The sequence below is a fragment of the Ruminococcus sporogenes genome (genome assembly GCF_054655175.1).
In genome coordinates this window covers 687613-713103 of record NZ_BAAHOA010000001.1, presented here as the reverse complement: position 1 = coordinate 713103, position 25491 = coordinate 687613, and the positions used below count along the sequence as shown (strand labels likewise).

At 40.7% G+C, this 25491-nt stretch carries 30 protein-coding genes and 1 pseudogene; 6 read left to right on the top strand and 25 right to left on the bottom strand.

The window, feature by feature from the left end; translation table 11 throughout:
• Positions 1-49: 49 nt before the first annotated feature.
• From ACYQ0N_RS03835 to rfbF, 6 genes are read right to left on the bottom strand one after another with little or no spacing between them, the layout of a single operon-like run.
• Positions 50-1243, bottom strand: coding sequence for an FkbM family methyltransferase (locus ACYQ0N_RS03835; RefSeq protein WP_460161890.1), 1194 nt, complete (start codon positions 1241-1243; stop codon positions 50-52).
• Positions 1243-2175: a transketolase family protein gene (locus ACYQ0N_RS03830; RefSeq protein ID WP_460161889.1), complete on the bottom strand. Its 933-nt coding sequence runs from the start codon at positions 2173-2175 to the stop codon at positions 1243-1245. The genes ACYQ0N_RS03835 and ACYQ0N_RS03830 overlap by 1 nt, the downstream gene beginning before the upstream one ends.
• The gene (locus tag ACYQ0N_RS03825) at positions 2172-2996 is read right to left on the bottom strand and encodes a transketolase (protein WP_177532078.1); all 825 of its coding nucleotides are present in this window, start codon (positions 2994-2996) and stop codon (positions 2172-2174) included. The genes ACYQ0N_RS03830 and ACYQ0N_RS03825 overlap by 4 nt, the downstream gene beginning before the upstream one ends.
• Complete coding sequence (gene rfbG, locus ACYQ0N_RS03820; RefSeq protein WP_177532079.1) at positions 2989-4068, bottom strand: CDP-glucose 4,6-dehydratase; 1080 nt, start codon at positions 4066-4068, stop codon at positions 2989-2991. The genes ACYQ0N_RS03825 and rfbG overlap by 8 nt, the downstream gene beginning before the upstream one ends.
• Complete coding sequence (locus tag ACYQ0N_RS03815) at positions 4061-5179, bottom strand: radical SAM/SPASM domain-containing protein (RefSeq protein ID WP_460161888.1); 1119 nt, start codon at positions 5177-5179, stop codon at positions 4061-4063. Before ACYQ0N_RS03815 ends, rfbG begins: the two co-directional genes overlap by 8 nt.
• A gap of 25 nt (positions 5180-5204) precedes the next feature.
• The gene (gene rfbF / locus ACYQ0N_RS03810; protein WP_177532081.1) at positions 5205-5984 is read right to left on the bottom strand and encodes a glucose-1-phosphate cytidylyltransferase; all 780 of its coding nucleotides are present in this window, start codon (positions 5982-5984) and stop codon (positions 5205-5207) included.
• A gap of 422 nt (positions 5985-6406) precedes the next feature.
• Here rfbF and ACYQ0N_RS03805 point away from each other — a divergent pair, with 422 nt between their 5' ends.
• Entirely contained in the window at positions 6407-6883 is a 477-nt protein-coding gene (locus tag ACYQ0N_RS03805) for a hypothetical protein (RefSeq protein WP_460161887.1), read from the top strand.
• The gene (locus ACYQ0N_RS03800) at positions 6853-7752 is read left to right on the top strand and encodes an LCP family protein (RefSeq protein ID WP_460161886.1); all 900 of its coding nucleotides are present in this window, start codon (positions 6853-6855) and stop codon (positions 7750-7752) included. Before ACYQ0N_RS03805 ends, ACYQ0N_RS03800 begins: the two co-directional genes overlap by 31 nt.
• 162 nt (positions 7753-7914) lie before the next feature.
• On the opposite strand, the gene ACYQ0N_RS03795 is transcribed toward ACYQ0N_RS03800, so the two are convergent.
• From ACYQ0N_RS03795 to ACYQ0N_RS03725, 15 genes and pseudogenes are all read right to left on the bottom strand, one after another.
• Positions 7915-8286: a hypothetical protein gene (locus ACYQ0N_RS03795; RefSeq protein WP_460161885.1), complete on the bottom strand. Its 372-nt coding sequence runs from the start codon at positions 8284-8286 to the stop codon at positions 7915-7917.
• 1 nt (position 8287) lies between these two features.
• Entirely contained in the window at positions 8288-9172 is an 885-nt protein-coding gene (locus ACYQ0N_RS03790) for a hypothetical protein (protein ID WP_177532085.1), read from the bottom strand.
• The gene (locus ACYQ0N_RS03785) at positions 9144-10244 is read right to left on the bottom strand and encodes a HAMP domain-containing sensor histidine kinase (RefSeq protein WP_177532086.1); all 1101 of its coding nucleotides are present in this window, start codon (positions 10242-10244) and stop codon (positions 9144-9146) included. Before ACYQ0N_RS03785 ends, ACYQ0N_RS03790 begins: the two co-directional genes overlap by 29 nt.
• Positions 10241-10915 carry a response regulator transcription factor gene (locus ACYQ0N_RS03780; RefSeq protein ID WP_177532087.1) on the bottom strand — a complete coding sequence of 225 codons (675 nt, stop codon included), beginning with the start codon at positions 10913-10915 and terminating at the stop codon, positions 10241-10243. The genes ACYQ0N_RS03785 and ACYQ0N_RS03780 overlap by 4 nt, the downstream gene beginning before the upstream one ends.
• Positions 10916-11025: 110 nt before the next feature.
• Positions 11026-11148, bottom strand: coding sequence for a hypothetical protein (locus tag ACYQ0N_RS03775; protein WP_460161884.1), 123 nt, complete (start codon positions 11146-11148; stop codon positions 11026-11028).
• 17 nt (positions 11149-11165) lie between these two features.
• Complete coding sequence (locus tag ACYQ0N_RS03770) at positions 11166-11396, bottom strand: hypothetical protein (protein ID WP_177532088.1); 231 nt, start codon at positions 11394-11396, stop codon at positions 11166-11168.
• A gap of 12 nt (positions 11397-11408) precedes the next feature.
• A complete protein-coding gene (locus ACYQ0N_RS03765) occupies positions 11409-11774 on the bottom strand; it encodes a dihydropteridine reductase (protein WP_177532089.1) in 366 nt (121 codons plus the stop codon).
• Between the two features lie 301 nt (positions 11775-12075).
• Entirely contained in the window at positions 12076-12231 is a 156-nt protein-coding gene (locus tag ACYQ0N_RS03760) for a hypothetical protein (protein WP_177532090.1), read from the bottom strand.
• A 110-nt stretch (positions 12232-12341) separates the two neighbouring features.
• Positions 12342-12953 carry a sugar O-acetyltransferase gene (locus ACYQ0N_RS03755; RefSeq protein WP_177532091.1) on the bottom strand — a complete coding sequence of 204 codons (612 nt, stop codon included), beginning with the start codon at positions 12951-12953 and terminating at the stop codon, positions 12342-12344.
• Positions 12954-12966: 13 nt separating this feature from the next.
• A complete protein-coding gene (locus ACYQ0N_RS03750) occupies positions 12967-14094 on the bottom strand; it encodes a hypothetical protein (RefSeq protein ID WP_177532092.1) in 1128 nt (375 codons plus the stop codon).
• A 180-nt stretch (positions 14095-14274) separates the two neighbouring features.
• A complete protein-coding gene (locus ACYQ0N_RS03745; protein WP_460161883.1) occupies positions 14275-14805 on the bottom strand; it encodes an IS3 family transposase in 531 nt (176 codons plus the stop codon).
• Positions 14806-14869: 64 nt separating this feature from the next.
• Positions 14870-14998, bottom strand: a pseudogene (locus tag ACYQ0N_RS03740) (IS3 family transposase); the annotation flags it as partial.
• Positions 14999-15197: 199 nt separating this feature from the next.
• Positions 15198-15866 (bottom strand): flavodoxin, encoded by a 669-nt coding sequence (locus ACYQ0N_RS03735; protein WP_460161882.1) that lies wholly within the window; start codon positions 15864-15866, stop codon positions 15198-15200.
• Positions 15867-15879: 13 nt separating this feature from the next.
• Positions 15880-17025, bottom strand: coding sequence for an iron-containing alcohol dehydrogenase (locus ACYQ0N_RS03730; RefSeq protein ID WP_460161881.1), 1146 nt, complete (start codon positions 17023-17025; stop codon positions 15880-15882).
• A 16-nt stretch (positions 17026-17041) separates the two neighbouring features.
• Positions 17042-17659, bottom strand: a complete 618-nt coding sequence (locus ACYQ0N_RS03725) for a flavodoxin family protein (protein ID WP_177532096.1) — start codon at positions 17657-17659, stop codon at positions 17042-17044.
• A 174-nt stretch (positions 17660-17833) separates the two neighbouring features.
• Here ACYQ0N_RS03725 and ACYQ0N_RS03720 point away from each other — a divergent pair, with 174 nt between their 5' ends.
• The 3 genes from ACYQ0N_RS03720 (at position 17834) to ACYQ0N_RS03710 (ending at position 19268) form a co-directional block, all read left to right on the top strand.
• Positions 17834-18238, top strand: coding sequence for a MerR family transcriptional regulator (locus ACYQ0N_RS03720; RefSeq protein ID WP_177532097.1), 405 nt, complete (start codon positions 17834-17836; stop codon positions 18236-18238).
• Positions 18239-18629: 391 nt separating this feature from the next.
• Positions 18630-18791, top strand: a complete 162-nt coding sequence (locus tag ACYQ0N_RS03715; RefSeq protein WP_177532098.1) for a plasmid mobilization protein — start codon at positions 18630-18632, stop codon at positions 18789-18791.
• Positions 18792-18941: 150 nt separating this feature from the next.
• Complete coding sequence (locus ACYQ0N_RS03710) at positions 18942-19268, top strand: DUF4368 domain-containing protein (RefSeq protein ID WP_177532099.1); 327 nt, start codon at positions 18942-18944, stop codon at positions 19266-19268.
• Between the two features lie 95 nt (positions 19269-19363).
• On the opposite strand, the gene ACYQ0N_RS03705 is transcribed toward ACYQ0N_RS03710, so the two are convergent.
• From ACYQ0N_RS03705 to ACYQ0N_RS03690, 4 genes are all read right to left on the bottom strand, one after another.
• Positions 19364-21334 carry a carbohydrate-binding domain-containing protein gene (locus ACYQ0N_RS03705; protein WP_460161880.1) on the bottom strand — a complete coding sequence of 657 codons (1971 nt, stop codon included), beginning with the start codon at positions 21332-21334 and terminating at the stop codon, positions 19364-19366.
• A gap of 209 nt (positions 21335-21543) precedes the next feature.
• On the bottom strand, positions 21544-22230 hold the full coding sequence (locus ACYQ0N_RS03700; protein WP_460161879.1) for a DUF4956 domain-containing protein: 687 nt from the start codon (positions 22228-22230) through the stop codon (positions 21544-21546).
• Positions 22223-22972, bottom strand: coding sequence for a polyphosphate polymerase domain-containing protein (locus ACYQ0N_RS03695; protein ID WP_460161878.1), 750 nt, complete (start codon positions 22970-22972; stop codon positions 22223-22225). The genes ACYQ0N_RS03700 and ACYQ0N_RS03695 overlap by 8 nt, the downstream gene beginning before the upstream one ends.
• Before the next feature lie 145 nt (positions 22973-23117).
• Positions 23118-23888: a YdcF family protein gene (locus tag ACYQ0N_RS03690; protein ID WP_460161877.1), complete on the bottom strand. Its 771-nt coding sequence runs from the start codon at positions 23886-23888 to the stop codon at positions 23118-23120.
• 134 nt (positions 23889-24022) lie between these two features.
• Between ACYQ0N_RS03690 and ACYQ0N_RS03685 the strand changes: the two genes are divergently transcribed.
• A complete protein-coding gene (locus tag ACYQ0N_RS03685) occupies positions 24023-25456 on the top strand; it encodes a glycoside hydrolase family 26 protein (protein WP_460161876.1) in 1434 nt (477 codons plus the stop codon).
• The last annotated feature ends 35 nt before the right edge of the window (positions 25457-25491 follow it).

Sequence of the window (25491 nt, the reverse complement as noted above, 5' to 3'; positions counted from 1 at the left end):
CGCCTCCCGTTCTTCATAAAAATAAAGGATGCTTCAATTACAAAATCGTTTACGAGCAATAATAAATAAAAGACAAATGATTCATATACGAACGAAGATTAAATCTGTAATCCGGATTAAAGCTCTTTATGATCATAGGAACCTCCCACAAATCCCGCGTTTTATGGTAACCCGCTGCGGCTATCAACGGTCTGAAATTTTTTATAGTATTTTCAGCTCCCTTTAACGCTTTAATTTCAGACCCCTCGATATTCATCTTGATATATGTAGCTTTTCTTCCTTCCAACGCCTTGTCTATCGTTATTGTATTGACACTTTCGTTTCCAATATCCGCCATAAAGCTTCCCGGACCTTTGAGAGAATAAAAAGTTTCTGTTCCGCATTCGCCATAAACGGCAGCGTTAAAAATTTCAGACCTTTTTCTTATATCTAACGGCAGTCCGTTAATAAATTTATTTAAAAGCTGAAAATTATACGAGTCCGGTTCAAAGCCGTAATACCTTTCAAAAACGCCGCCGTTTATTTTCAAAAAAGTTTCCATACTTATACCGTTAAAGGCTCCGCAGTCAACAAAGCACGCGTCTGTTTCATTTCTATAAAAATCCTTCTCAAAATACTGGCTTTCCTGTGTAATCGTCGGTACCTCTGTACTATCGTCAATAAGTCTGAACCTTACTATCTTTTCATAGGTTTCTTTTGAAACATCATCGTCAAGCAAATCATATACATGAGTTACGTTATCCCTGTTTTTAAGCATTTCACCTATATCAGAACAGGACGGTAGGTTATACGGATCTCCATGAAAAAGGCTGTGACATCTTCTGAAATATGTATAGTCGATTACGTTTCTGCAGCCCGCCTCGCTCAGTCGCCTGTGAACACCGCTGTGCCCGCCGATTCTCAAAGCCTCTTCAAAGCTTTTGCAGTATCTTTTGCCGTCGGTATTAATGGTAACTATAACAAGCGCGTCCGCTCCAAACCGTGCGGCGATATTCTCCGGAGAAATAATTTCAAGCCCTTCGCAGAATTGACCCTGCTTTTCCGGCTTGCCGTCAGCAAAGCAGACAGGATAAATACCTGCGTCATTCAGATACTTCAAAAACGCTATACCTGCGCTGCCTGCGCCGTAAAGAACAATCTTATTTATCATATTCCCAAGATCAGATTTCATTTTTTCTATGCTTATTTCAATTTCAGATCTTATTTTGTCAAATTCCTCGTAAATACTATCAATACGGTTCATTATTCTTCTCCGTCAAGAATTAACTTTATTGTTTCCGCAACGCTTTCAGCGTCAATTCCGTAAAGCTTATTAAGATATTCCCTCGAACCTGTAACAGGAGCGAATGAATCAGGAAAACCAAGCTTTACAAGTCTTGCATGAGAACCCGCGCCGCCTTCAAGAATTACATTTCCGACAGCGGATCCAAGACCTCCGTTTTTACTGTGTTCTTCAAGTGTAAAAATAAAGTCATATGTTTTCATGCATTCTTCAATAAGCTCCCTGTCAATCGGCTTGATCGTAGGCATACTGTAAAGAGAAATATTTATTCCTGATTGTCTCAGCAGCTCCGCAGCCCTGACGCCGTCCTTCAGCATAGTTCCAGCAGCAAACAAAACCGCCCTTTCTCCTTTATTCATTTCTATTGCCTTACCGATTTTAAAATCTACAGGTCCGCTATGCACCGCAGGATCAACGCTTCTTCCGATTCTTATGTAAACGGGACTATCAAGCTTATATGCGGCATACATAGCCGCCTCCATTTCAATTGGATCGCCGGGGCATATAACAGTCATATTCGGCAAAGACGTCATAAGCGACAAATCGAAATATCCGTGATGAGTAGGTCCGGCAGGACCGTACGCATGACCGCCTCCTACTCCTACAAGCACTACCGGATTTTCCTGAAAGCTGACGTCAAGCTCTATTTGCTCAAAAGCACGATATGTCATAAATGATACAACATTATAGATAAAAGGCTTCATTCCCATAGCGGCAAGACCGGCGCCGAAGCTGACAAAATTCTGCTCCGCAATACCGATATTAACGAATCTATCCTTGTATTTTTTTTCAAATTCCTCAAACACCGAAAATCCGGTATCGCCGATAACGCAGATAACCCTTTCGTCCTTTTCAGCAATTTTGTCGAGAACCCTAACAAACGTATTTCTCATGATTCAAGCTCCTTTAAAATAGTTTCAAGCTGTTCATCGTTCGGCGATTTGAAATGCCACTCCAGACGGTTTTCCATAAACGACGCGCCCTTGCCTTTGATTGTATCGGCGACTATTACCGTAGGAGCCGAAGGCATTCTTGCCGTGGAGGTCATAAGCGCCTTTAGAATCTGTCCGTAATCGTGACCGTTTATTTCCTGAACATTGCAGCCGAAGCTTCTGAATTTCTGCGCCATATCTCCCATATTCATGACTTCAACATCGCTGCCGTAGGACTGAAGCCTGTTTCTGTCTATGATAAGCGCCAGATTTGACAGACTGAAACGAGCGGCGCACATCGCAGCTTCCCATACGGAGCCCTCGTTGCATTCTCCGTCGCCCATAAGAACATACACGTTTCCGTTATAACCCATGCACCTTTTAGCATAAGCCATGCCTATACCGACATTTGCCCCATGTCCAAGCGATCCAGCCGACATTTCAACTCCCGGAACAACATATCTTCTTGAATGACCCGCATAGTTTTCACCATCGACAACATGCTTTTCAAGATCCTCCATCGGTATAATCCCCTTGTGTGCAAGAACCGTATAAAGCGACGCGGCAATATGCCCCTTGCTCAGAATAAATACATTTCTGTTAGGATCATCGAGATTTTCCGGGCTTATATCCAGAACTCTCGTATATAAGACCGATAATATATCTATCGAGGAATATCCTCCTCCGATATGTGAATCCCGCGTTCTGTGCAGGATTTTTGCAACATCTTTTCTCACATTCAAAGCAAACTGCTGAATATCCCTGTAATTATTATCAGACATTACTTACTCCTTTCATATACCTGTTTATAAAATCCAATGCAATAGCTCTCACGCCTTCACCGGATTTCTGACGCATTGTAAATTCAGCAGACATTTTCACAGTATCCTCAAAGCTGTAAATCGGTCTCCAATCAAGCATATTTTTAGCCTTTGTACTGTCAAGCTTTAAAATATTAGTTTCAATAACATTATCGAGGGATCCGCTTATTTTATAATCCGCTCCGCTGAATTGACCGCACAGCAAATCCGTCGCTCTTTCAACTGTAGCAAACCCGTCAGGTTCCGGTCCGAAGTTAAAGGCAGACGAATAATCCGAATCGGCGTTTCCGCTTTCATACAATTTCTGAATCAGAGCCAGATACCCTCCCAGCACGTCCAATACATTCTGCCACGGTCTTATAGCCTTAGGATTACGTATCTCGGCTACGACGTTCTGCGAAAAGCAATCTAACAGATAAGGAAAGAGTCTGGTAAGGTTATAATCTCCGCCTCCTATAACATTGCTGGCTCTTGCCGTAGCAATAGGAATATTAAGCTTACCTCGCTCAAAAAACGACCTGCGGTAGCATTCGGTTATTAACTCCTGACACGCCTTGCTTGTGGAATAAGGATCCTGAGCGCCCAATACCGAATCCTCTTTATAGCCTAACGTGCTCTCAAGATTTTTATAGCATTTATCGCTTGTTACAACCAAAACCGCTTTTACCGTATTTGTTACCCTTACCGCTTCAAGCAGATTAACGGCTCCTATAATATTGGTATCAAATATGTAATCTGTTATTTCAGCGCTTTTATTAAGGGTTGAATGAGAAGCGAAGTGAATAACTATTTCAGGCCGGACCTCGCATAAATAATTCCTTATACATTTTCTGTCCTGTATAAAGCCTAAAAAACTTCCCGCCATTTGAGGCGAAGCCTGTGAGAAAAACGGCGTGCTCTCGCTTTTTTCAAGCGCATAGCCGTATACCTCTGCGCCGAGCTTTTCAAGCATAAGCGACATCCAGGTTCCCTTAAAGCCCGTATGACCTGTCAGAAGAATTTTCCTACTTTTAAAAAATTCCCTTTCAAACATTATCCGCCGCCTTTTTCTCCCAATTCGGTGAAAATTCCTCCCCAACCTGAATAAAAGACGTTCTTTTATTCCAATTGCAGTGCGACGACTGATAACATCTGCGGCACGGCGAATCCATACCTGCCGTATTTACATTTTCACGGTATTTCTGATATTCCGGAGCGTTCCATACATCCATGAAGCTCATGCCGCCGTCATATTTGAAGAATTTAACCGGAGTTGACATACAAGGTCTTACATATCCGTCGGAGCCAAGGAAAAAGTCTCTCCAAGCTACAAAGCAGTCCTTGTGCATATTATCTCCGGCTATATCCTCGCCGGCAATATGCGGAAGCTTTAAAACTATTCCCAACTCGTCTCCAAGCCTGACCGCTTCGTCAAATATACATCTGACTTCGTTCTCCATTCCCCATAGAGTTTCGTGCAAAAGCTCGTTATTGAATACGGTAAGATAAACTACCTTTACCTCCTCTATTCCTATTTCAGCCGCAAGCCTTACAAGATCCGGCAGTTCCCTTATATTTGATTTCATAGCGCAAAAAACAAAGTTTATCCAAGGATATTTCAAACCCCTTGCTTTTTTCTCAGCGACTATATCTTTCAGATCCGACGTAATAATCTCCAGATCAGAACCTCTTCTTATTCTTGAATTAGTTTCTGAATTAGCTCCGTCTACGCTTACCGCAAAAACGTCCACGTTATATTTAAATATACTTTCCTTGATTTTTTTCAGATTCATTCCATTAGTGCAGAAATACTTCCTTGCGCTGTGCCTGTCGATAATCTCAAGCATTTCATTAAAATCAGGATGTATGGTAGGCTCCCCCCATCCCATCAGCGTAACCTCTTCTATGGTGTCCATCATAGGTTCAAAGGAACGGAATATATCCATATCAAATGATGTCAGTTTAAAATCGGCGGCGTTTCTTCCGCACATAATACAATTCAGATTACAGGCGTTAGTCAGCTCGAAAACAAGTCTTCTCGGATATGATTCAAGTATCGTTTTATTTTCTCTGATCTCATTTAAATTCAATTCTGTATTTTTTTTCTGCTTTTCTGTAAGAGGCTTTCCCTCAAAAAGCATTTTTGTCTTTGCTCTGATTACCATACCTCAATCTCCATTCAATAAATTTTTACTCCCATTTAATCCACGGGGCTTTATTTTCATCAATCAGGCTGTTCAATATATTCTGATCCCTCAATGTATCCATACACTGCCAAAAGCCGTTATGCTTATAAGCGGAAAGCTGACCGTCAATCGCCATGCTTTCCAAAGGTTTTTTCTCAAAAACAAGATCAGGATCGTCGTTTAGATAATTAAAAATTTCCGGCTCCAAAACCATAAAACCGCCGTTTATCCAACCGCCGTCCTCCTTACTTTTTTCTGTAAATCTTCGGATTACGCTTCCGTTATCAATATCCAGAACTCCGAATCTTCCGCCGGGCTGTATTGCCGTCATAGTGGCATATCTTCCGCCCGCCTCATGGTGGTCAAGCAGTCTGTTAATATCCACGTCTGAAACTCCGTCGCCGTATGTAAGCATAAATCGTTCGCCGTGAATATAATCCTTTACTCTTTTTATTCTGGCGCCTGTTTGGGTATTAAGCCCAGTGTCTACCACAGTAACTCTCCATGGCTCCGCTACGTTATTATGTATGATCATTTCATTTTTATTAGAAAAGTCAAATGTCACATCAGAACGATGAAGATAGTAATCAGCAAAATATTCCTTTATCACATATCCCTTATATCCGCAGCAAATAATGAAATCATTATATCCGTAATATGAATAATATTTCATAATATGCCAGAGTATAGGATTACCGCCTATTTCAATCATAGGCTTCGGCTTAAGATGGCTTTCTTCACTGATTCTCGTACCTAATCCGCCTGCAAGTATTACAACCTTCATAATATTCTCCATTCATTAGTAGGCGCATTGACCGTCAATAATAAATACTTTATTAAGAATAACAGTATCGCATACAAAAAAACAAATTTTATTTACAATATAAAATATATATCGGCTGAAAAGTAAAAAATTAAAGACGGTTTTATTTAATTATCAAGCAAACTGAATGGAAGTATTTTACTGATTTACTATTTTTATATATCATAAATTATTAGCTTATTATTGCCTTTTTTAATTTTATGTGTTAAAATGTAATCTATAACGCAAAACAGGAGGCAGCAATGAAAAAGAAAAGTTTATTGAAAAGAATTGCCGTAATAGCTTTAGCGGCGATTATAGTTATTGGTTTTGTGCTTCTGCCGATACTAAATCTGAGCTGATCGGAGGAATACAAATGTCAGAAAAAAAAGATAAGGATTCATATGCAAGAGATACTCTTGCCTTCTCTGTTCCGCCAGAGCATAAAAAGCGTCCGCGACAATCTGAGAATATTCAACAACAGCAGGATCAAATGCATTATCAGCAATATCCTCAGGGACAACAAACACAGGGACAGCGGCCTCAGGGACAGCGACCTCAGGGACAACAAACACAGGGACAGCGACCTCAAGGACAGCGGCCTCAAGGGCAACGACCTCAGGGACAGCGGCCTCAGGGACAACGGCCTCAAGGGCAACGACCTCAGGGACAACGACCTCAAGGACAGCGGCCTCAAGGACAGCGGCCTCAAGGGCAACGACCTCAAGGGCAACGACAAACGCCTAAAAAAAATTCTCAGCAATATTCGGCCTCTTCAAAGCAAAAAGCTAATAAAAGGCGTAAAAAAGGCGGATGCCTTAGTAAAATCTTATTCTCACTGCTCGGCATTGTGGTCGTCATATTCATTATATATTCAGTAATTTCTTTATCACTAATAAGCAAGGTAAACGTTGTTGAAAACGGAGAAAGAAACGAGCCCAGCCACTCTCTTTACACTTCGCCGTCCGTAAGAAATATTCTTCTTATAGGCACGGATTCAAGAGGAGAAGACAGAGGAAGATCCGATTCAATGATACTTATGTCAATAAACAGCAAATCAAATAAAATTTCATTGGTATCATTAATGCGAGACACATATGTTCAGATCCCCGGTTATGGCGGAGACAAGCTAAACGCTGCATATTCATACGGAGGTCCGGAGCTTCTTATGGACACTATAGAAGAAAATCTGTATATTAAAATAGACGATTATTTCACAGTGAACTTTATCTCCTTCGCCAATATTGTAGACGCTGTCGGAGGGGTAGAGATTAAAGTAAACGAGGACGAGGCGGACGCCATAAACGTTCTCCTTGACAGTCCGGAAGGAAAAACTCTTTTCGGGACGCCGGATGAAAGCGACTACTTAAACGGAGCCGGAACCTATAAGCTCAATGGAAAACAAGCGCTCTGCTATTCACGTTTAAGATATGTGGGAAATGCTGATTTTGAAAGAACTGAAAGACAGCGAACCGTCTTGACTGAAATAATTAAAAGCGCAGCGGTCATGAATCCGTTCAAGCTTGGAAGCGCGGCTAAGGACGTTCTTCCGTCAATGAACACTAATATGAGCAAATTAAGCATGTATCTGCTGTCCCTTCGCGCCCCTGCTCTTATCATGGGTTACGATATTGAAACCCTTAGAATACCGGCCGAGGACACCTACTGGGGATCTACAATAGACGATCAATCTGTACTCGAAATTGATGTCGAGGCAAATCTTGATATAATCGAAAAGGAGTTATATTAAATAAAAATGCTGTTGGGGCGTCCTCCGTAAAGGAAGGCGCCCCAAGGCTTTGTATCTCAAATAAAATATTATTGCGTTTAAACAGTGCAACGGATTTAATTTTTTTATTTCCGCAAATTGGGCATAGCACCCATTTTTCATTATTCATCTGTATATTATCGCTCATTTCATTAGTTCATCCGTTAAGCGTAGAATTTCTGGTGCAAGGCGTTCCCGTTCTTTTTTCGTGATACGAACATACAAAGGATAAGATATGCCTACCCCTATAAGTCCGATAATGCCCACAACTATACCAACCGTAAAGAGTGTATCTCCCCACACCATACAGCAGCTCATACCAAAACCCAGAATCAAAGAGCTGATAATGCCGACTACCAAGGACACAATCGTTCCTTTTCTTGTAACGCTTGCGTCTAAACGACGCAGTTGTTCCATTTTGTTTTCTTCTTTCGGAGAGTATTTCTCTCGAATTTGTTTTATTTCGGCTCTGTCTTTTGCCGAATAGGTATAATTGTATTGATTTTCATTATTCATTTTAGGAACTCTCCTTTTCAAGTTGATGTAATTGTTTTGTAGAATGATCAATCATATAAATTGCCATAGCAAGTACGATTACACACACCGCCGCCCCTGTGCAGGCAGTCATAATCTTTCTGAAATTTGGACTGTTTCCCTCGCCAAAGGCTGTAAACATAGCTGTTTCAAGAGATAACATTGACACAAAGGCTGCCACAAGGTTGATTATCTTTGAAGCAGATATAACAGGACTGTTATATTTTCTGTATCGAATCAAATTAACTACGGCAGTTGTAAAGACAGTAAAAGTATAGGCTGCCATTGAGATAGTCATGATATAGTGATAAGTAAAGCCTTTATTTTGACTTACTATATAAAACGCAATAACAGATAAGGTAATATTCATCAGCAGTAAAATAATTCCGCATAAACGGTAATTTAAGTATTCCCTATAAAGATTTTTACCAAGGCTCTCATTCCGACTGTTCTTTAAAAGTAAAAAACGCATTGCAGCAAGCAGTAAGTAGTAACCCGACAAAGCGTAAAACCATACGGAATGGTTGATGAAACCAAGTCCAAGCTGCATTACGGCATATAAAACATTTATCATAAAAGAGCCGTACAGGGATATTTTTACACGCAAGGCTGCATCTGAAAAATATAGTACAGCATATTTGTTTTCCTGCTTTATTGCCCTCGCTTTTTTATAAAGAACGGGCGCTTTCGCACAAAGCACGGTCATCGTATAAGCCGACAAACCGTATGCTGCATACTGCACAGCGGAAACAAGCTTTTTTTCCGTAAAAGCGTATAGCAGCATAACTGCCGAAACAGGTATAAGCAATAGTATAACAGCAGTATGCGGAAACAGTATTTTAAAAATAAGTCGTTTCAGCTTTATCATTTATTACCCTCCGCATTTTTACCGTAAATGTGCTGCCTTTACCCACCTCGCTCGAAACAGATATTTCACTCCCCGTAATATCAACAATGCGTTTGACAAGCGCAAGTCCCAAGCCGTTGCCTTGTGAAGCGTGAGAAGTGTCGCCCTGATAGAACTTATCAAAAATATGCGTTCCCACTTCTTTTGATATGCCGCAGCCCGTATCTGTTATAGTCACGACAGCATTATCATTTTCCGCAGTCAGTGAAAGTGAAACGCAACCGCCTTTTTCGGTAAACTTAATAGCATTTGAAAATAGATTGTTCCATACAAGGCTCATCATTTCCCTGTCGGATTTTACCATAATGCTGTCCGCCATATCCGTGCCGATTTCAATACCTTTTTTCTCCCACAATTCTTCAAAACCAAGCAGACATTCGCAAAGCTGCTCACCTAAGTCGTAAACAGAAGTTTCGGGGAATATTTGCTGATTATCAAGCTTATTCAGCTTCAAAATATTGGAAATCAAATCATTCAAACGATGCGTAGCCCCCGTTATAGCTTTTGCATACTCTTTTCTCTTTTCTTCGGGCAGGTCTTTCTGTGAAAGCAAAGTTGCATAATTTTGAATCACTGTAAGCGGCGTTTTGATTTCGTGAGATACATTGGCTGCAAAATCAGTACGCAGCGTCTCAATGCTCGACAATTCCTCCGCCATTTTATTGAAGCAGTTAATAATTTCATTGAATGTATTATCTGTTATAAAGCCGTCAACTTCGGGAATACGCACGGAAAAATCACCTTGCACAATTTTATCCGCTGCTTCCGTAATCTGATTCAACGGCTTGGTTACAGTGAATTTTCTTCGGACATTATCTATAACAGTGAAAAGAAGCGTCAGTAAAATCACATTTCCAAAAGTCAGTTTGGCAGCGATATCTATATTTTCCGCTGTATAGGTAATTCCCATATTAGAAGAAAACACATTCAAGAACAAGGACATACAGCAGGTAACGGTAACGGAGATCAGCGAAAAAAACATAAAATATTTCCATATTAAACGCAAAATTCTTTGAAAGGTATTCTTTTTCATTTGATTACCGCCTTGTATCCAAGTCCGTGAACGGTTACGATTTCAAAATCATCACACCCCGAAAATTTATCACGAAGCTTCGTCATATACACATCCACCGTCCTCGGTCCCGACGAAGTATCGCTGTCCCAAAACTCATCCATAAGCTGGGAACGGGTAAAGGTTTTTTTCGGATAAGAAAGAAGCTTATATAAAAGATTAAATTCTCGCACTGTCAAAGAGATTTCTTCTTCACCCAAACAGGCGGAGCGTTCCTCTGCGTTTAATATAAGATTGCCAACCGTCAATTTTTTACTCACTGCGATTTTGGCTCTGCGTAGTAATGCTCCAATTCTGAGAAGCAGTTCGTCAAGGTCAATCGGCTTTACCATATAATCATCAATACCCACACGGAAGCCACGCTGTTTGGAAGCGAAGTCATCACGGGCGGTCATAAAAAGAATAGGAATTTCCTCATTCAGTTCACGCACCGTTTTTGCAAACTCAAAGCCGTCAATCTGCGGCATCATAATATCTGAAATTATCATATCGAAAACCGTTCCGCCGTACATTGCGTCATAGGCTTCATTTGCTGAAAGACAACCGAGTGTTTCATACCCGTTTTGACCAAGATATGCACAAACAGTGCGATTCAGCTCTTTGTCATCCTCTACAACTAATATTTTGAACATAGTGATTACCTCCTCGCACAGTTTTAATGTATTATAGCATACAAATGTTAAAGTTTTGTTTGTGTTTTCAAAAAGCAGGAAAGAAAGCGGAGTAAAACCCCACTTTCTTTTCATTTATTTACATTTCTTTTGATTATAATGCCGACGGCAACCGCCGCAGCCGTTGCAACTGTTGCGCCAATCCCGATAATCCACTTCATCATTAACAAAACCTCTTTATCTTTCTCTATCACTCTATCCCGCCATTATATCAAAATAAGCCGTTTTTCTGTGTCAGACGAACTTTTGCTTCTTCAACAGTTTCTCCATCTTTGGTTAAAAAGTGATCAACGAATTTATCTGATATTGCATTGAACTCATTGACAACACCATTTTCAATCTTTTTGTATCCTCCAACAACACCATTTTCAATTTTCTTATATCCACCCACAACGCCTTCTGCGATTTTGGCATTTACAGCTACTAATTTTGACTTTGCCATTTTTTCACCTCATTAACCTTTCATAATATTATCGCTGATAGCGATGATTTTATTTGCGTACTTTTTGCGGCGGCTGTCAAGTATGCCCTTGTAAATTGGATAGTTAACGATTGCCATAAGCATACCGATAACACCAATTACAATACCAGTAGTCATTGTGTTATCCATACCGATAGTAGAGCCGACATCGGTCATTACAAGGCTCATACCGCCGCCCATAATCAAAGCGCCGATAGAACCGAACACATAGGAGAAGATGTTAGCAGGCTTTTTCACCTTGCCGTCCAACTTCTTCAGTTCGTCAAGCTGAGTGTGTTCCTTTTCAGTGTACTGTATACGGATTTTCTGTACGAGAAATTCTTGGTCATTTTTGTTCATGGTGAAATACCTCTTTCTTTTATTTGATGTCTGTATTTTACTGTCCTGATGTTTTTGAAAATTTTAAATTTTGTTAGAGAAATATTAAAATGAAGTTTTAAAAAAGAACAGCAGAGATTTCTCTCTGCCGCCTCGTCTTATAAATAAATGATTTCCCGCTCCCCCGGACAAGCCCGTATGTTATACACCACCATTTGGTCGTTCGCCTTTAACTGTCCGATAACTCCCTGCATTCCTGCCATTCTTAACCGGCTGAAAAAACATTTCTTCCGCCTGCTCCTCAATATCAGCAGGATAGTTGTCAACCTGCAAGATGTCGGCAGATTGACATAAAACACTCGATTATGCTCTTTAATGTATCGCAGACGTCACCGTTCCCAAATACCGGGCGAGTAATAATCGTCCTGTTTTTCATATACCAAAGACCGTCCTTCTCATCGTAAATATGCCTTTCCATTATGTAATCTTCCAAATATATTGATTTTCCTACAATTTTAATCATATCGGCTGATTACAAAGCCGAAGGGAGAAGTTACTTCCTTATGCAGCTTCTCCCAAAGTGTCTTTTTATTTATAGTCATCTACATCAAATACCAGGTTTTTGAAATAATATCGACGGTCATCATCAGTTATTTTACGGATAACCCTTGCAGGATTTCCGACTGCAATAGAATTATCAGGAATATTTTTTGTTACAACGCTTCCTGCTCCTATAACGCAATTGTTCCCAATTGTTACCCCCGGATTTATAACCGCATTCCCGCCTATCCATACATTATCTCCAATGATAACGGCTATGCCGTATTCATAGCCGGAATTTCTTGAAGCAGGATGAATCGGATGACCGGCAGTATAAACGGATACATTAGGAGCAAACATTACATTATTGCCAATCTTAACCTTACCTACGTCAAGTATTACCGTATTAAAATTCGCGAAAAAATTATCTCCAATTTCAATGTTTTTGCCGTAATCACAGTAAAAGGGCGGTCTTATAGTAATATTCTTTCCGGCTTTCCCAAGAATTTCTCTGATAAGCTTTTCTGCGCCTGCGGTATCGTTCGGCGGAAGACTGTTATACCGATATGTTTTCAAGGCATTTTCCATGCTTTCTTCAGGAAGACCGTCCATCCACGCTTTATATGGAAGACCGGCCAGCATTCTTTCTTTTTGATTCATATATAAACCTCTGTTAAAGCTTTCTTTTTTCTTCCTCAAGAGCCTTAATCAAATCGTCTATCGAATTTATATTGTCCTTACCCGTCTGCGTCCTTTTTTGTGCGGTATTTTTTCTGACGGGTTTTTGTGAAACTCCTGAATTTTGCTGCTGTGGCTTTACCGCTTTAAACGCCGATGTCCTACCGGATATATCAGGTTCTACAGCTTTTTGCGCATTAACATCCTGATTTTCGTTTTTCTGGCTTAAAGCCGCCTTAATCGCCGCCAGCTTTTCGCTCACGTCGGGATTAGCGTTTTCGGGAACAAGAGTGGACTTTCTCATTACCGGAGCGTTAGGCTTTTCATCAACAGCCGCCTTGAATCTCTCTACGGCAGCCTTCGGAACCGTCTGATCCATATGTTCAGAACGTTTTTTATCAGCGGCCGGCTTACGTCCGAAATTCTGCGCAATTGATGATTTTTTACGTTCAAAATCATCTCCCGGATTAATATCCTCTTCAGGATTAAATAAAGGAGATGTACTGCGACTTTTTACCGGCTTTCCGTTAAAGCCTTCAAATTCACCGCCGCTGCCGTCTTCTTCCTCGTCTTCCTGATAAGTATCCTCATCGCCGTCGGCTTTTCTAATGGAGATAATTTTAAAAATAAGAAATGCCAGAATAATAATGCAGGGAAGAATCATTCCGATCAAAATTCCCGGAATACTTTTCAGAAAACGAATAACAGCTCCAAGATTATGACTTTCCGTCGTACATTTTGCTATAACGTTTTCTTTTGATACGTCCACCGTACTTTCCGGTGAAGAATCAAGCGCCGCACGGTAAACGGTACTGTCAGTGTTATGTACTACCTCCTTGATTCTCATAACGTCTTCACGGCCGCCGTTTTTAAAGAGAATAACATTTCCCTCGGTAAGAACCGTTATTCCGTCCTCGGAAGCAATAACAGCAGATCCCTTTTCAATTTCCGGCTGCATCTCGGCAGTTTCCATTATATATATATATCTGCCGAACATTTTTCCGGATACTCCGCCTGAACTGAACATATAATTTATGCTCAAAGTAAAGACAATCGCAATAATCATTATAATTGTCAGAACTACGACGCAAACGGAAACGCCGAGTCTTTTGTTCTTCGCCATATTTTTTTCCTCCAGAATATTTTCTTATTTTATTATAGCATATAAATTTATAAAATACAATTTTATTTTCATTTTTTTCTCATATTTTTTTAACATGAGAAAAATAAAAAATACCCGGTAAGGGAGACGTTACATAAAGAAGTAGCAATGAACCAAAGTCAATAAAGTGGGCAAGAAAAATCAGAAAAAATAGAATTCAGCTTGAATAGGAGTCAAGCCGTTATTATGAGAATGAGGTCTTATCGAATTGTAAAAGCCGTTAATGTACTGAAAAACAGTAAGGTTTAAATCCTCAAGAGAAGAATAAGTCTTACGGTTAACTTCTTCCTTTTTCAAGTATTTGAAAAAGCATTCCATAACAGCATTATCATAAGGATGCCCCTTAGCTGAAAAAGACTGAATCATGTTCAGATTGTCCAGTTGTCTGCGAAATTCCGCTGATGTAAATTGACTGCCTCTGTCCGTGTGGAATATTATACCTTTGGATTTACCTCTTGCGGCAACAGCCGCATTAACGGTATCTATCGCAAGTTTAGTATCAATTTTATTTGATAATTTGTATGCAATCACCTTCCTGGAAAACAGATCGAGAATTACGCATAAGTAATAAAATCTTCCTGCTGCTCTTATGTAGGTAAAGTCGCATACCCACGCCTTGTTCGGAGCAGATTGATTGAATTTTTGGGAAAAAAATATTTTTGCATTCTCCATCGGAATCCGATTTTGATTTGTGTTTAAATGGCTTAACAGCGCTCATTTTGGGTAAGTTCATACTCTTCATCAAACGGTACGCTCTGCCGGCGCTGATGTTTATGCGATAATCGCGCTTAAGACAAATTTTCATTTTTTCAGCGCCAAAACGCTTTTTGCTCTTTGCGTAAAGCACAAGAATACATTTGCGCATATGGCGGTTTTCCTTTTCGATGTTTTTATTATATCTTACTTGTACACTTTTTTAGTATATATCCACAAATGAACAATATTCGAGCAAGAGCTAAAGAAATATGTTTCGGGACGAGACGGAGATTGAAGCGTAAAAGAATACAGAGCCTTTGCCGAAAATCAAGGCTCTGTATATCTTTTGTATGATTTTCAATAACAGGCTATCTAATCAGCCTATTATTTTCAAGATAACTGTCAATAGCTTCCGTGTCCGATTCATCAACAAATAAGCCGTCATGCACAGTCCCATTTCCTGCGCTTTTCCGTACAAACTTCATAGAGTTTTCAAACTGCTCTGTATCCATTGAAGCCGACTGCGTAAACGGGTAAATATCAATTCCCGTAAGATCGTAGCTTTCCAAAAATGTACCGATAATCATCGGTGCAGTATGCCACCAAATGGGATAGCCGATTAAAATCGTGTCATATTCGTCAACCGATTCGGGAAGATTTGCGATTTCGGGACGTTGATTTTCATCTCGCTCAACTTTTGCAAGCTCGCCCGTTTCGTTGTAATCTTCGGGATAAGGCGTTAAAGGCTCAATCTCCAAAAGGACGCCGCCTGTCTGCTCTGCAATATTTTCAGCCATTTCTTTGGTGTTTCCCGACCATGTGAAATAGGCGACTAAAACATGATTTTCATCAGATGTCAGGCTTTCCGTTTCTGTGGTGTTCTCAGATTCTTCCGGCGTTTGTTCCGATGATTCCTGCATACGTGCAGTTTCAGCAACTGTTGATTCTTCTGAAATTTCTCCCTGCTCGGCTCCGCAGGCGCAAAGAGCTAATCCCATAGTCATAGATAATATAAAACAAATTATTTTTTTAAGCATTTTCAGTTCCTCCTTACAGGCATTCCATTAAAATCTGATATATCTCCGTACTGTCCAAAGCACGGGGATTGGTTTTTATGATATTCGTGCTGTCGGCAACCTCTTTCAGAAGTTCCTTTGTTATCGGTACTGTCGTTTTAAGCTGTGAAAGCTTGGTCGGCAGTCCGCACTCACGGATAAAGCCTTCGAGCGCCGTAAGTCCCGCCTCAGCATTACTTTCACCGAAAACTACATTTGCAAAACGTGTGAATTTTTCCTGTGTATCATTCAAAATATGCCGATAGTAAACAGGCTGAATTACCGCCAGTCCCTCGCCGTGATTGCAGTCGGTATATGCGCCGAGCTGATGCTCTATCTGATGCGCTTGAAAATCAGTCAGCCTGCCGCATTTGAGTATTCCGTTTTCAGCCATTGCGCTGTTCCACATGAGGTTGCTTCTTGCTTCGATGTCGTTTATATCCGCAAGCAGTCTGCGCATATTAACTACAGTATTTCTCATGACGGCAAGCGCCAAATCATCCGAAACATTATATTTGTCTGAACTTCCGAAATAGGTTTCCATAGCATGGCTTAATGTGTCAAACGCTCCCGAAAATACTTGATTTTTGGATACGGTCAGCGTATATTCGGGGTCAAGCACGGCAAATGATGCCTGTGTTCCAAAAAGCGGAGCTTTCAGCTTCTTGTCTGTAAATGTGATAACCGCACCACCGTTCATTTCCGAGCCTGTTCCCGAAGCTGTGACGATTGCTCCCATCGGTATTCCTGCCGACGGAAAGCTGCCCTTTGAATATTCAAGCTCAAAAATATCCTCATCAAGAGCGGCTTGTGCGGAAATCACCTTACAGCAGTCAATAACGCTGCCGCCCCCGACAGCAAGAATAAAATCAACGCCATGTGTTTTCGCAAGCACCGCTCCCTCCTGCACCTTTTCATAGGTGGGGTTTGACATAATACCCGAAAACTCAATCACTGTTTTGTCCGCTTTCTTAAGAAGCGTCATAACCTCATCATAAATTCCGTTATGCTTAATTGAGCCGCCGCCGTAAGCGAGCATAACCGTTTTGCCGTACTTTTGAAGCTCTGCGTTAAGCGCATCGTCTGCACTGCCATTCCCAAAATACACCTTTGTCGGGTTAGAATAAGTAAATTTGTTCATTTGGATACCTCCGTTTTTATCTGATAAAATTGGTTAAGACCTTTTCATTTGTCGGCTGCGGTACGCCGTTTTCTTTGCCAAGCTCTATACATTTGAGCAGCCACGCCATATTTTTTCCGATATTGTACATCGTCATAAGTCCCTCTTTGTCCTCTGCAACCTGTTCGGGCTGTGCGCCGTAGACATGATTCCAGTAGGTTGAGGAAACAACAGGCATAGAGCAAATGGTAAAATACTTGTTGATGACATCAAACGATGCCGTTGTTCCCGCACGTCTGGCAGACAATACTGCCGCCGCCGGTTTAAATGCAAATGCAGAACCGCAGGAATAAAACGCCCTGTCCATAAATGACAGCAACCTACCGCTTGGGTGGGCGAAATAAACAGGAGAGCCAAATACAAAGCCATTAGCATTTTTCGCTTTTTCTACAAATGCGTTTACCTCATCGTGAAAAATACATTCTCCGTTTTCTCTGCATTTGCGGCAGGCAATGCAATCGGAAATCGGTTTGTTTCCGACAAAGATTTTCTCGGTTTCAATGCCATTCTCGTTTAAGGCTCTCGCAACCTCATTCAATGCAATGTTTGTACAGCCGTTTTCCCTTGAACTTCCGTTTACAAGCAATACTTTCATCAAAGTTTCACCTTCTTTCAATTGCGATTTGTTGGCTTATGTGGTATAATTCGATTGTTTCAATCGGTTTCTATAATCGATTATACAATGCGGTTGTAACTGTCGGTCAATAGGCAAAACAAAAAAATCTCGTGAATTTTTAGTGATTATCTTGTGAAAAGGAAAGTGATACATATGTATACGATGATGCAGGTTTGCAGGGAACTGGATATGACTTATCAGACATTGAAATTTTATTGCAACGAGGGACTTGTCCCGAACGTGAAACGTGATAAAAATAACCGCCGCATTTTTGACGAAAAAGACGTAAAATGGATTCATGACCTTTCGTGTCTGAAAAAATGCGGAATGAGCATACAGGAGATGAAAGAGTATCTTGCTTTGTGCCTTGAGGGGGAGTCAACGATAAAAGCACGCAAGGAAATGCTCGACAAAAAGCAAAAAGCCCTGCGTGAAGAAATAGCAGAGCTTGAAAAAAGCATTGATTATATTGATTGGAAACAGAATTTTTACGATGATGTACTTTCAGGAAAACGACCGTATGTAAGTAATCTGATTTCTGCGAATGAGAATGAATAGCAAAGTGGAACTCTATCCTTTTGTCGATGTCGGTACACATTTGTGTGCCGGATTTTTTAGTTGTCCAAAACGCCGGTTACAACTGAAGACCGGCTGAATGGAATATGATTTTGCGACGACCCCTTTTTCGGAGAGTGAGCAGAACAACGCTGCGGTGAGAGTCCGGGGCAGGGATGGAAAAACGACATTCGGATCAAACGGCAAAATACAACACGAGAACGGCATTAGAGATGTCGTATGCTGTAACGAGTGGGGAAACTGTATTGACAGTTTCCAATCAAATCGGCAGCAAGCGCCGATTCCCCTTTAGTGAGAACCCTAATACCCCTTGAAAAATCAAAGAAAGGACTGATGTTATGAATTAAGTAAAAAGCAAAAATCTTTTTATCGAGTGAGCGAGAAGGAGAAGAAAGCCATTGAGCGCAATGCAGAAAAATGCAGGCTGTCCGTGTCTGAACATCTCCGTCAGCGAGCCTTGGGATATATGCCGAAAGCTGGTGTTCTTCTCTTTCAGCGACAAGCTGGTCCCTCTTTGTATCGTCTGCGAGGATAAAATCACAGCGGATACGGAGACAAAAATTATCGCTTTGATTGATGAAATCACCGAAGAATTGATACTTCCAAAGCGTGAAAAGGAGGCGGTGTGACGTGGCTACAATCGGCTTCTGGCCCGTTAAAAACAGGCTAAAGGAAGTTATCGACTATGCGGAAAATCCCGATAAAACCATCGACAAAAAGTATGTGGTTCGGTGAACTGCAATACCTTATCGACAACGAGGAACAGGAAATGTATGATTTAAACCTGTTTCTGAAAAATGTCCGAAAATATACAAACCCCGAAGAACTTACCGCTGAAATGCTGAACGATTTGATTGACAAAATTTTAGTCCATGCTCCCGACAGGAGCAGTGGACAGCGTACCCAAAAGATTGAAATTTATTACAAGGCTGTCGGCATTATTGAAATACCGGATTTAGACGAGTGCTTCACAGCGAAGATGAAACAGAAAGACAGTAAAATGACGGCGTAGCTTACGCTACACCGCCATTACATAACTTACTTCTTTATGACTACTCTCCATACGAAGGGCGCCCCAAAGCCGGGTATTTTTCAAAAGTGAAAATATTAATTTCTTGATCCTCCGCTTGAGCTTCCCATTGCTGACGCACCGCTTACCGTACCGGTTGTTGCGTATCCGTTATCATCAAGCGTTCCGGAAAATGTTCCGCCGCTATAAATATTGTAACCGTCAATATCCATTGATCCATAAATAACCATTCCGTTTAAATTCATATCGTCGGGCGCTTTCAAAACTCCTATAGTATTTCCCGACGAGTCCGCAACGCTTATTAAATTTCCGGCAGAAATAGCGCCGCTGCCCGTAATATATGTTTTAGACGACGGATAAACCGCCATATCTGAAGAGCCTATACCGAAAAATACTCCTCCGGTATGATTGAACGACGATCCGTTATCCCCAATATCAAATATACCGTTTCCTCCCCCGGTAGGTCCGCAGATTATTGTAGTTCCGCCGCTTATGTTCAGGTTTCCGTTTGAATCAACTCCATCTCCCTCGGCTCTGACAAATATATAACCGCCGCTTATATTAAGAATTCCACTGGAGGTATTCATATTGCCCTGTCCCCAGCCTCCGGGATTAAAATTTCCGGAACCGTCTCCGCCTGCGGCGTTAAGTCCGTCGTCTGACGAAACTATTTTAATCGTACCTCCGTTAATCTCGATATCATAAGCTTCAAGTCCTTCATAGGAATCAGTTATGTTAATCATTCCGTCAGTCACTGTAAGATTATTATCGGCATGAATACCGTCGTCGCCTGTTTTAGCAATAATCTCACCGCCGCTTATATTTATATCCGTACCATGAACGCTGTCATCAGTTGAATCTATATTAAACGTACCTCCGGCTATATTGATAGTTCCTTCTATTACAGTTCCTGAATCGTCTGTACATCCGGCCTTAATACCCTTTGCGCTTACATCGTCCGACGCCGCCGTACTTCCGCTTCCCCAGCTTCCTCCCGGCTGCTGATTTCCGCTCGAGGACTGCTGAGCTGTGGTTTTAATTTTAAAATCTCCTCCGTTAAGGTTCATAAGCTGCGAGGCATGCATTCCATCAGAATATGCCGTAATATCGACCGTTCCTCCGTTTGCAGTTATATAGCCTTTCCCTGAAGACGTATCTGTCTGCGTACTTTTTATTCCGTCCCCGCCTTTTGCTTCTATAGTAATATTGAGATTGCTGAAATCCGTATCAGATGAATTGCCAATTGTTACCGAGTCCTTTCCTCTTATTCCGTCGTCTGCTGCGGTAACCTGAATCGTACCGTTATTAATTTTGATATCATCCTTGCTGACAATTGCATCCTGATAGTTTCCGTTGACTATAAGCGTACCCTTTCCCTTCAAAGTAAGGTCATCCTTGCTGTATATTGCCCCTGCGTCATCATCAGCGTTTAAATAAGCTGACGAGCCGTCTGAAATTGTATTTACAGTACCCTTTTTAGCGGAAATAGAGCATTTATCATCGACACTTGCGATATAAATCGGCGAAGTCAATTCGTTTGTCAGCGACATTCCCTCAAGTGAAAGTTCCACAGTAGCGTCAACATACTCTGTTTTATCTACGTCTACTATAATTTGACCGCCTTCCATTTCACCCTTAACAATGTAAGTACCGGGCTGCGAAATAGTTACCACACGGTTTTCGTCGCTTAATTCCATACCTGTTCCCTCAATAGAAATTGACGAACCGTTAAGATTTATATTATTTTCATCTGAAACGGGGTTCTGCATAACTATTCTTCTTACTGCGACAGCGTCAAATACATTTACGCTTCCGTCGCCGTTAACGTCCGCGTCGCCTGACAGACTGCCGTCCAGTCCCACCAGAAACTTTTTCAAAGCGCTGATATCGTTTGCGTTTACTGCGCCGTCCCCGTTAACGTCCCCGGCGAGAGCGGCTCTCGCGGTTAAGTTTTCTTTTTCCATACCGCTTAAACAGCTTGCTCCTGCCGCAAGCGTCAATGCGGTTACGGCTGATAAAACCTTAATTCCGCTTTTTTTATTAAGCATTTCCAAACTCTCCTTTAATCATTAAATAATTTCTGTTTATTTTATAAATTCATTATAGTAATAGTTTCTTAAATTAGTCTTAAATAACTAAGACATAATATTTTATAAAAAAATTCTGTTGATTTTCAACAAAGGAATATAAAATAATCCCCTGAAATAATACGTTATTTCAGGGGCGGCACAATAAGCATTTATATTTATCAAAACGATTATTTATCATATATCTGATCGTCATATTTGTAAAGTATAAGAGTAACGTTTAGATTACCGTTCAGGGTTCTTATACTGTCTATAAATTTTTTCTGATCAATATTATTTTTTAGCTCCAAACTGTAAACAAGATCAAACAAGGTTCCAAAATCTACTGTTTTTACTCTTTTTAAACGCCACGCTTCAGTATATTCATTAAGAACATTATCAAACAATCCCTGATAATTCAGATTTTCAGGTACGGTAATTTTGAGCGTCATTGAGGAAGTTGACGGGGCTCCGAACCTAACCGCATTCAGTATCAGCATTAACGCGCCTATAAGCAGAAGAAAAACAAACGAATAGCCTATGTAACCCAATCCGCAGCCAACGCCTGCGGCCATTGAAAAGAATATATATGCGATGTCCTTAGGATCGCCCGGCACGCTTCTGAACCTTACAAGCGAAAACGCTCCTGCAAGTCCAAGCGCCTTTGAAGTATCGTTAATAAGAAGTATTATCAGAGACACTATACCTGGCAGCATAACTAAAGTCAATACATATCCCTGCATATAGCCTTCCTTTTTGTGAGTGAATTTATACAGCACACTGATTATAAAGCCTATTGCCGCCGCAGAAATAATACATCCGGCAAATACGCCGAAGTTGGTTTCTGTTCCTACTATTGAATTAAAAATATTAAGCATATATACCGATCCCCTTTTCTTGATTTATATGATCCAAAACAAAGCTCTGATACGCTTTTCCGTATTTTGAAAAACTTGTCTTATATACCCCGAGCAGGGATAGCTGTTCGCTCAACCAGTATGGTATCGAATTGCTGATCTTTATTTCCATCAGCCTTTCATCAGGACGAATAATTTGCCTGCCATAGCATTCTTTTCTTAACGACAAGTCATATCGTCTTTCAGTAAGCTCTCTGTCAAAGGTTATACGGAAATCCTTATCAGCTTTTCCGAAAAACGCCATTCTCTGATAGCTTATATACTGAGCTTCGGATATATCATATTTTGTTCTGAACGCGTCTATTTCATCAAGCACCTGATTAGTTATATATTTATCAGATAAAGGTCTTTCTCCCGTTTTTATGTAACAATCTGCTTCGTCAAGCGTCATAGTAACCCGTCTTTTCGATACGATACCGCCTATTTTTTTCTTTATTTCAAGGAATACCCTGTCGCTGCCGGACGCCGGAGAATAATAGCTTCGCAGACGCAGCTTTTCCTTATAATACGGCTTGGATAACGACTCTCTTATAAGTGTGCTGTCGGCCGTGTCATAATATATATTATAAATGCCGTATTCATTACCGTTTTTACAATATTCATCAGGAATCATATACGCTTCAAGCATTTCAATTAATGAATTAAACTGATACATTGAAAGCCTGAATTTAATTTCTTTTCTCATAAAAGTATTGATAGCCATTATACTTAATCCGCAGATATTGCAGATTTTCCTCCCCTCATTGTTTTTTATATTATATAAAATCTTTCTTAAATTAATCTTAAAAATATGTAAAATAATAAAATCCTCCGGCATAAAACCGAAGGATTAAAGCTTTAAATATTTTTTAGCGTAAATTCTTGAAATACTCGTTTGTAATCGCCATCCATTCTCTTATATAATACGTCGGCATAAGAACCGCATTAAAGAAATCTGTTTGGGCATTTATAGCCGCGGCGTCATATCCAAAGCTTTCCGCAATATATCCGGCGCGGTACTGATGAAAACCGTCGGTTATTATGGCAATCTCGCCGCTTCCGTTTCCTCCCAGCAGAGCAACTGAGTTTTTTATATTTTCAAGCGTATTGACCGATTTATCTTCCGTTAATATCCTGCCCTCATCAATTCCTTTATCAACAAGATATTCTTTCATGGCCTGAGCTTCAGATATTTTTTCGTCCTCTCCTTTGCCGCCGGATACAATACACACAACATCTTCATTTTCATTAAGGTATATTACCGCCGAATCAAGACGTCTTTTAAGCATTCTGCTTGGAGTATTTCCGTTGACCTTACATCCAAGAACTATAACCGCGTCCGGATTTTCGGGCTTGTCCGTCTGTGCCTTTATCATAAAAAAAGTCAGAACAACCACATAAATTACACTCGCCGTTAATATTGCGCCAACAAATAACAGCAATACCTTTCCGGAATTATTTTTCCATAATCCGAAAATTAATCCGATAAGCTTTTCATGAAAAATCGTTGCGGCAAGCAGTAAACCGCAGATAATTATTCCGGCAATATTTCCGGGATTTATTATATTTGAAAAAATCGGAAGCACAAAAAATCCTGCGGCAACGATTTCCAATATAACGGCAATGCTTTTAACAGACATATTAACACCTCATTAATAATATATCATTAAAATGTTTACTTGTCAATATTTATATATTTTCCCCGGACTATTGACTTATAACTGATGATATTTTATAATTGACATATAAATTTTGTTAAACAGGAGTATAAAAAATGGAAGAAAAGATTTACAGGATCCATATGGGAAAGGCTAAATGCGCCGTCGATCTCGGAGACGGAAGTGAAAGAGGAGAATATGTCAATCAGGATTATATTCTTCACAAGCTGGGAAGACCTCACAGAAGCATCAGTCTGATGTACTGCTACTATCCGCTTGATAAGGGCTGGCCGGGACGTGCAAGCGAGGTTCATGCCAGTCCTGACGTAAGCTTTGCATGGGATTATCCATACGACGATTACTTTACTTACAAGGGAGGTATCGGCGGAAATACAGAGGACGAGCCTTTCTGCTATATGCGCGATATTCGCGCTCACGGTCAGGACGTGAACCTTACGCTGACTATTGATCCCCACGTAAGCGACGATCACCTTATCAGGATTGCAGAGGATCTGAAACCATACGGAAGAATGTTCCTGAGAATTAATCACGAGGCTACGGGAAACTGGTTTTCTTTTAATAAAAGATGCAGCTACCAGGAGGTAGCCGACTTTTTTGTAAGATTCTGCAATATATTGAGCAAGCATGCTCCAAACGTATCAAAGGTAGTTTGCATAGGAGGTATAGAAGATCTTTCAAAGACTGAAATGGAAAAGGAAAAGGAATTTGCGCAGACAATTCCGGCAGCCGACGTATGGTCAGTAGATAAATACATGGCTCTCCATTGGGGCTGGCCCTATGACGTTGCCGAGAGAGGCGGAACTTCACATAAACGGGATACCGTAAAAAATACCTTTGATATGACAAAAGCGAGCTTTGAACGCTTCAAGTTTTTGAATAACGGCAAAGCAAAGCCCATGACCATGGCTGAATTCAATGCGGACGGCGATGTAACGGGACCCTATGAGCAGGCCGAAATGGTAAAGGAATTCTGTGATATGATCAAAAACGAAAAGGCTGAATGGTTTACAGGCTTTACATTCTATCAGTTCCGAGACCGCGGCAGACTCGGTCTTGAAATAGAAGATCCTAATTATCAGGACTGCGGCATAGAGCAGCCTGTAATGAAAACTTACAAGGAAATAATTCATGACGAATGGTTTATGCCTGAAATAAAGCAAGAGGAAGAAATAAAACTGCCGGTAAAGCTGCGCTGGGGCGGTTCTGAAGACGCCGAAGGAATCGCCATTCCCATTCATTTTGAAAAAAATCCTGTTTTCTGCGAAGTAACGTTCGACGACGACAGCAATCTTATGCTGGAAATAAACGGAAAATGGTTTTATAAATCCCCCAAAGCAAAGACCGTTGATTTAATGTCCGCTTTCTTTGAAAAGCCGCTGAATGATAAATGCGACCTGACTCTGAAAATATTTGCTCCTCCGGCAAACGGATTAAACGATCTTTCAGAAGAAGACGGTCTTTTTAACAGCTATACAACGCTTGAAAAGCTGCCCGATATCAGAGTAAGATTCGAGCCTGTGGAAATCTGACTATAAAAAGAGCATTTCATAATGAAATGCTCTTT

Bases quoted from the DNA above. Each gene is read 5' to 3' on its own strand.
- ACYQ0N_RS03745 (WP_460161883.1), bottom strand. From the start codon at position 14,805: ATGGAGAATGCAAAAATATTTTTTTCCCAAAAATTCAATCAATCTGCT.
- ACYQ0N_RS03770 (WP_177532088.1), bottom strand. From the start codon at position 11,396: ATGGCAAAGTCAAAATTAGTAGCTGTAAATGCCAAAATCGCAGAAGGC.
- ACYQ0N_RS03765 (WP_177532089.1), bottom strand. From the start codon at position 11,774: ATGAACAAAAATGACCAAGAATTTCTCGTACAGAAAATCCGTATACAG.
- ACYQ0N_RS03710 (WP_177532099.1), top strand. From the start codon at position 18,942: ATGCGGAAAATCCCGATAAAACCATCGACAAAAAGTATGTGGTTCGGT.
- rfbF (WP_177532081.1), bottom strand. From the start codon at position 5,984: ATGAAGGTTGTAATACTTGCAGGCGGATTAGGTACGAGAATCAGTGAA.
- ACYQ0N_RS03755 (WP_177532091.1), bottom strand. From the start codon at position 12,953: ATGAATCAAAAAGAAAGAATGCTGGCCGGTCTTCCATATAAAGCGTGG.
- ACYQ0N_RS03735 (WP_460161882.1), bottom strand. From the start codon at position 15,866: ATGCTTAAAAAAATAATTTGTTTTATATTATCTATGACTATGGGATTA.
- rfbG (WP_177532079.1), bottom strand. From the start codon at position 4,068: ATGTTTGAAAGGGAATTTTTTAAAAGTAGGAAAATTCTTCTGACAGGT.
- ACYQ0N_RS03835 (WP_460161890.1), bottom strand. From the start codon at position 1,243: ATGAACCGTATTGATAGTATTTACGAGGAATTTGACAAAATAAGATCT.
- ACYQ0N_RS03760 (WP_177532090.1), bottom strand. From the start codon at position 12,231: ATGGAAAGGCATATTTACGATGAGAAGGACGGTCTTTGGTATATGAAA.
- ACYQ0N_RS03695 (WP_460161878.1), bottom strand. From the start codon at position 22,972: ATGGCTATCAATACTTTTATGAGAAAAGAAATTAAATTCAGGCTTTCA.
- ACYQ0N_RS03730 (WP_460161881.1), bottom strand. From the start codon at position 17,025: ATGAACAAATTTACTTATTCTAACCCGACAAAGGTGTATTTTGGGAAT.
- ACYQ0N_RS03795 (WP_460161885.1), bottom strand. From the start codon at position 8,286: ATGAATAATGAAAATCAATACAATTATACCTATTCGGCAAAAGACAGA.
- ACYQ0N_RS03830 (WP_460161889.1), bottom strand. From the start codon at position 2,175: ATGAGAAATACGTTTGTTAGGGTTCTCGACAAAATTGCTGAAAAGGAC.
- ACYQ0N_RS03725 (WP_177532096.1), bottom strand. From the start codon at position 17,659: ATGAAAGTATTGCTTGTAAACGGAAGTTCAAGGGAAAACGGCTGTACA.
- ACYQ0N_RS03700 (WP_460161879.1), bottom strand. From the start codon at position 22,230: ATGCTTAATATTTTTAATTCAATAGTAGGAACAGAAACCAACTTCGGC.
- ACYQ0N_RS03750 (WP_177532092.1), bottom strand. From the start codon at position 14,094: ATGGCGAAGAACAAAAGACTCGGCGTTTCCGTTTGCGTCGTAGTTCTG.
- ACYQ0N_RS03815 (WP_460161888.1), bottom strand. From the start codon at position 5,179: ATGGTAATCAGAGCAAAGACAAAAATGCTTTTTGAGGGAAAGCCTCTT.
- ACYQ0N_RS03705 (WP_460161880.1), bottom strand. From the start codon at position 21,334: ATGCTTAATAAAAAAAGCGGAATTAAGGTTTTATCAGCCGTAACCGCA.
- ACYQ0N_RS03825 (WP_177532078.1), bottom strand. From the start codon at position 2,996: ATGTCTGATAATAATTACAGGGATATTCAGCAGTTTGCTTTGAATGTG.
- ACYQ0N_RS03720 (WP_177532097.1), top strand. From the start codon at position 17,834: ATGTATACGATGATGCAGGTTTGCAGGGAACTGGATATGACTTATCAG.
- ACYQ0N_RS03785 (WP_177532086.1), bottom strand. From the start codon at position 10,244: ATGAAAAAGAATACCTTTCAAAGAATTTTGCGTTTAATATGGAAATAT.
- ACYQ0N_RS03685 (WP_460161876.1), top strand. From the start codon at position 24,023: ATGGAAGAAAAGATTTACAGGATCCATATGGGAAAGGCTAAATGCGCC.
- ACYQ0N_RS03805 (WP_460161887.1), top strand. From the start codon at position 6,407: ATGCAAGAGATACTCTTGCCTTCTCTGTTCCGCCAGAGCATAAAAAGC.
- ACYQ0N_RS03780 (WP_177532087.1), bottom strand. From the start codon at position 10,915: ATGTTCAAAATATTAGTTGTAGAGGATGACAAAGAGCTGAATCGCACT.
- ACYQ0N_RS03790 (WP_177532085.1), bottom strand. From the start codon at position 9,172: ATGATAAAGCTGAAACGACTTATTTTTAAAATACTGTTTCCGCATACT.
- ACYQ0N_RS03690 (WP_460161877.1), bottom strand. From the start codon at position 23,888: ATGTCTGTTAAAAGCATTGCCGTTATATTGGAAATCGTTGCCGCAGGA.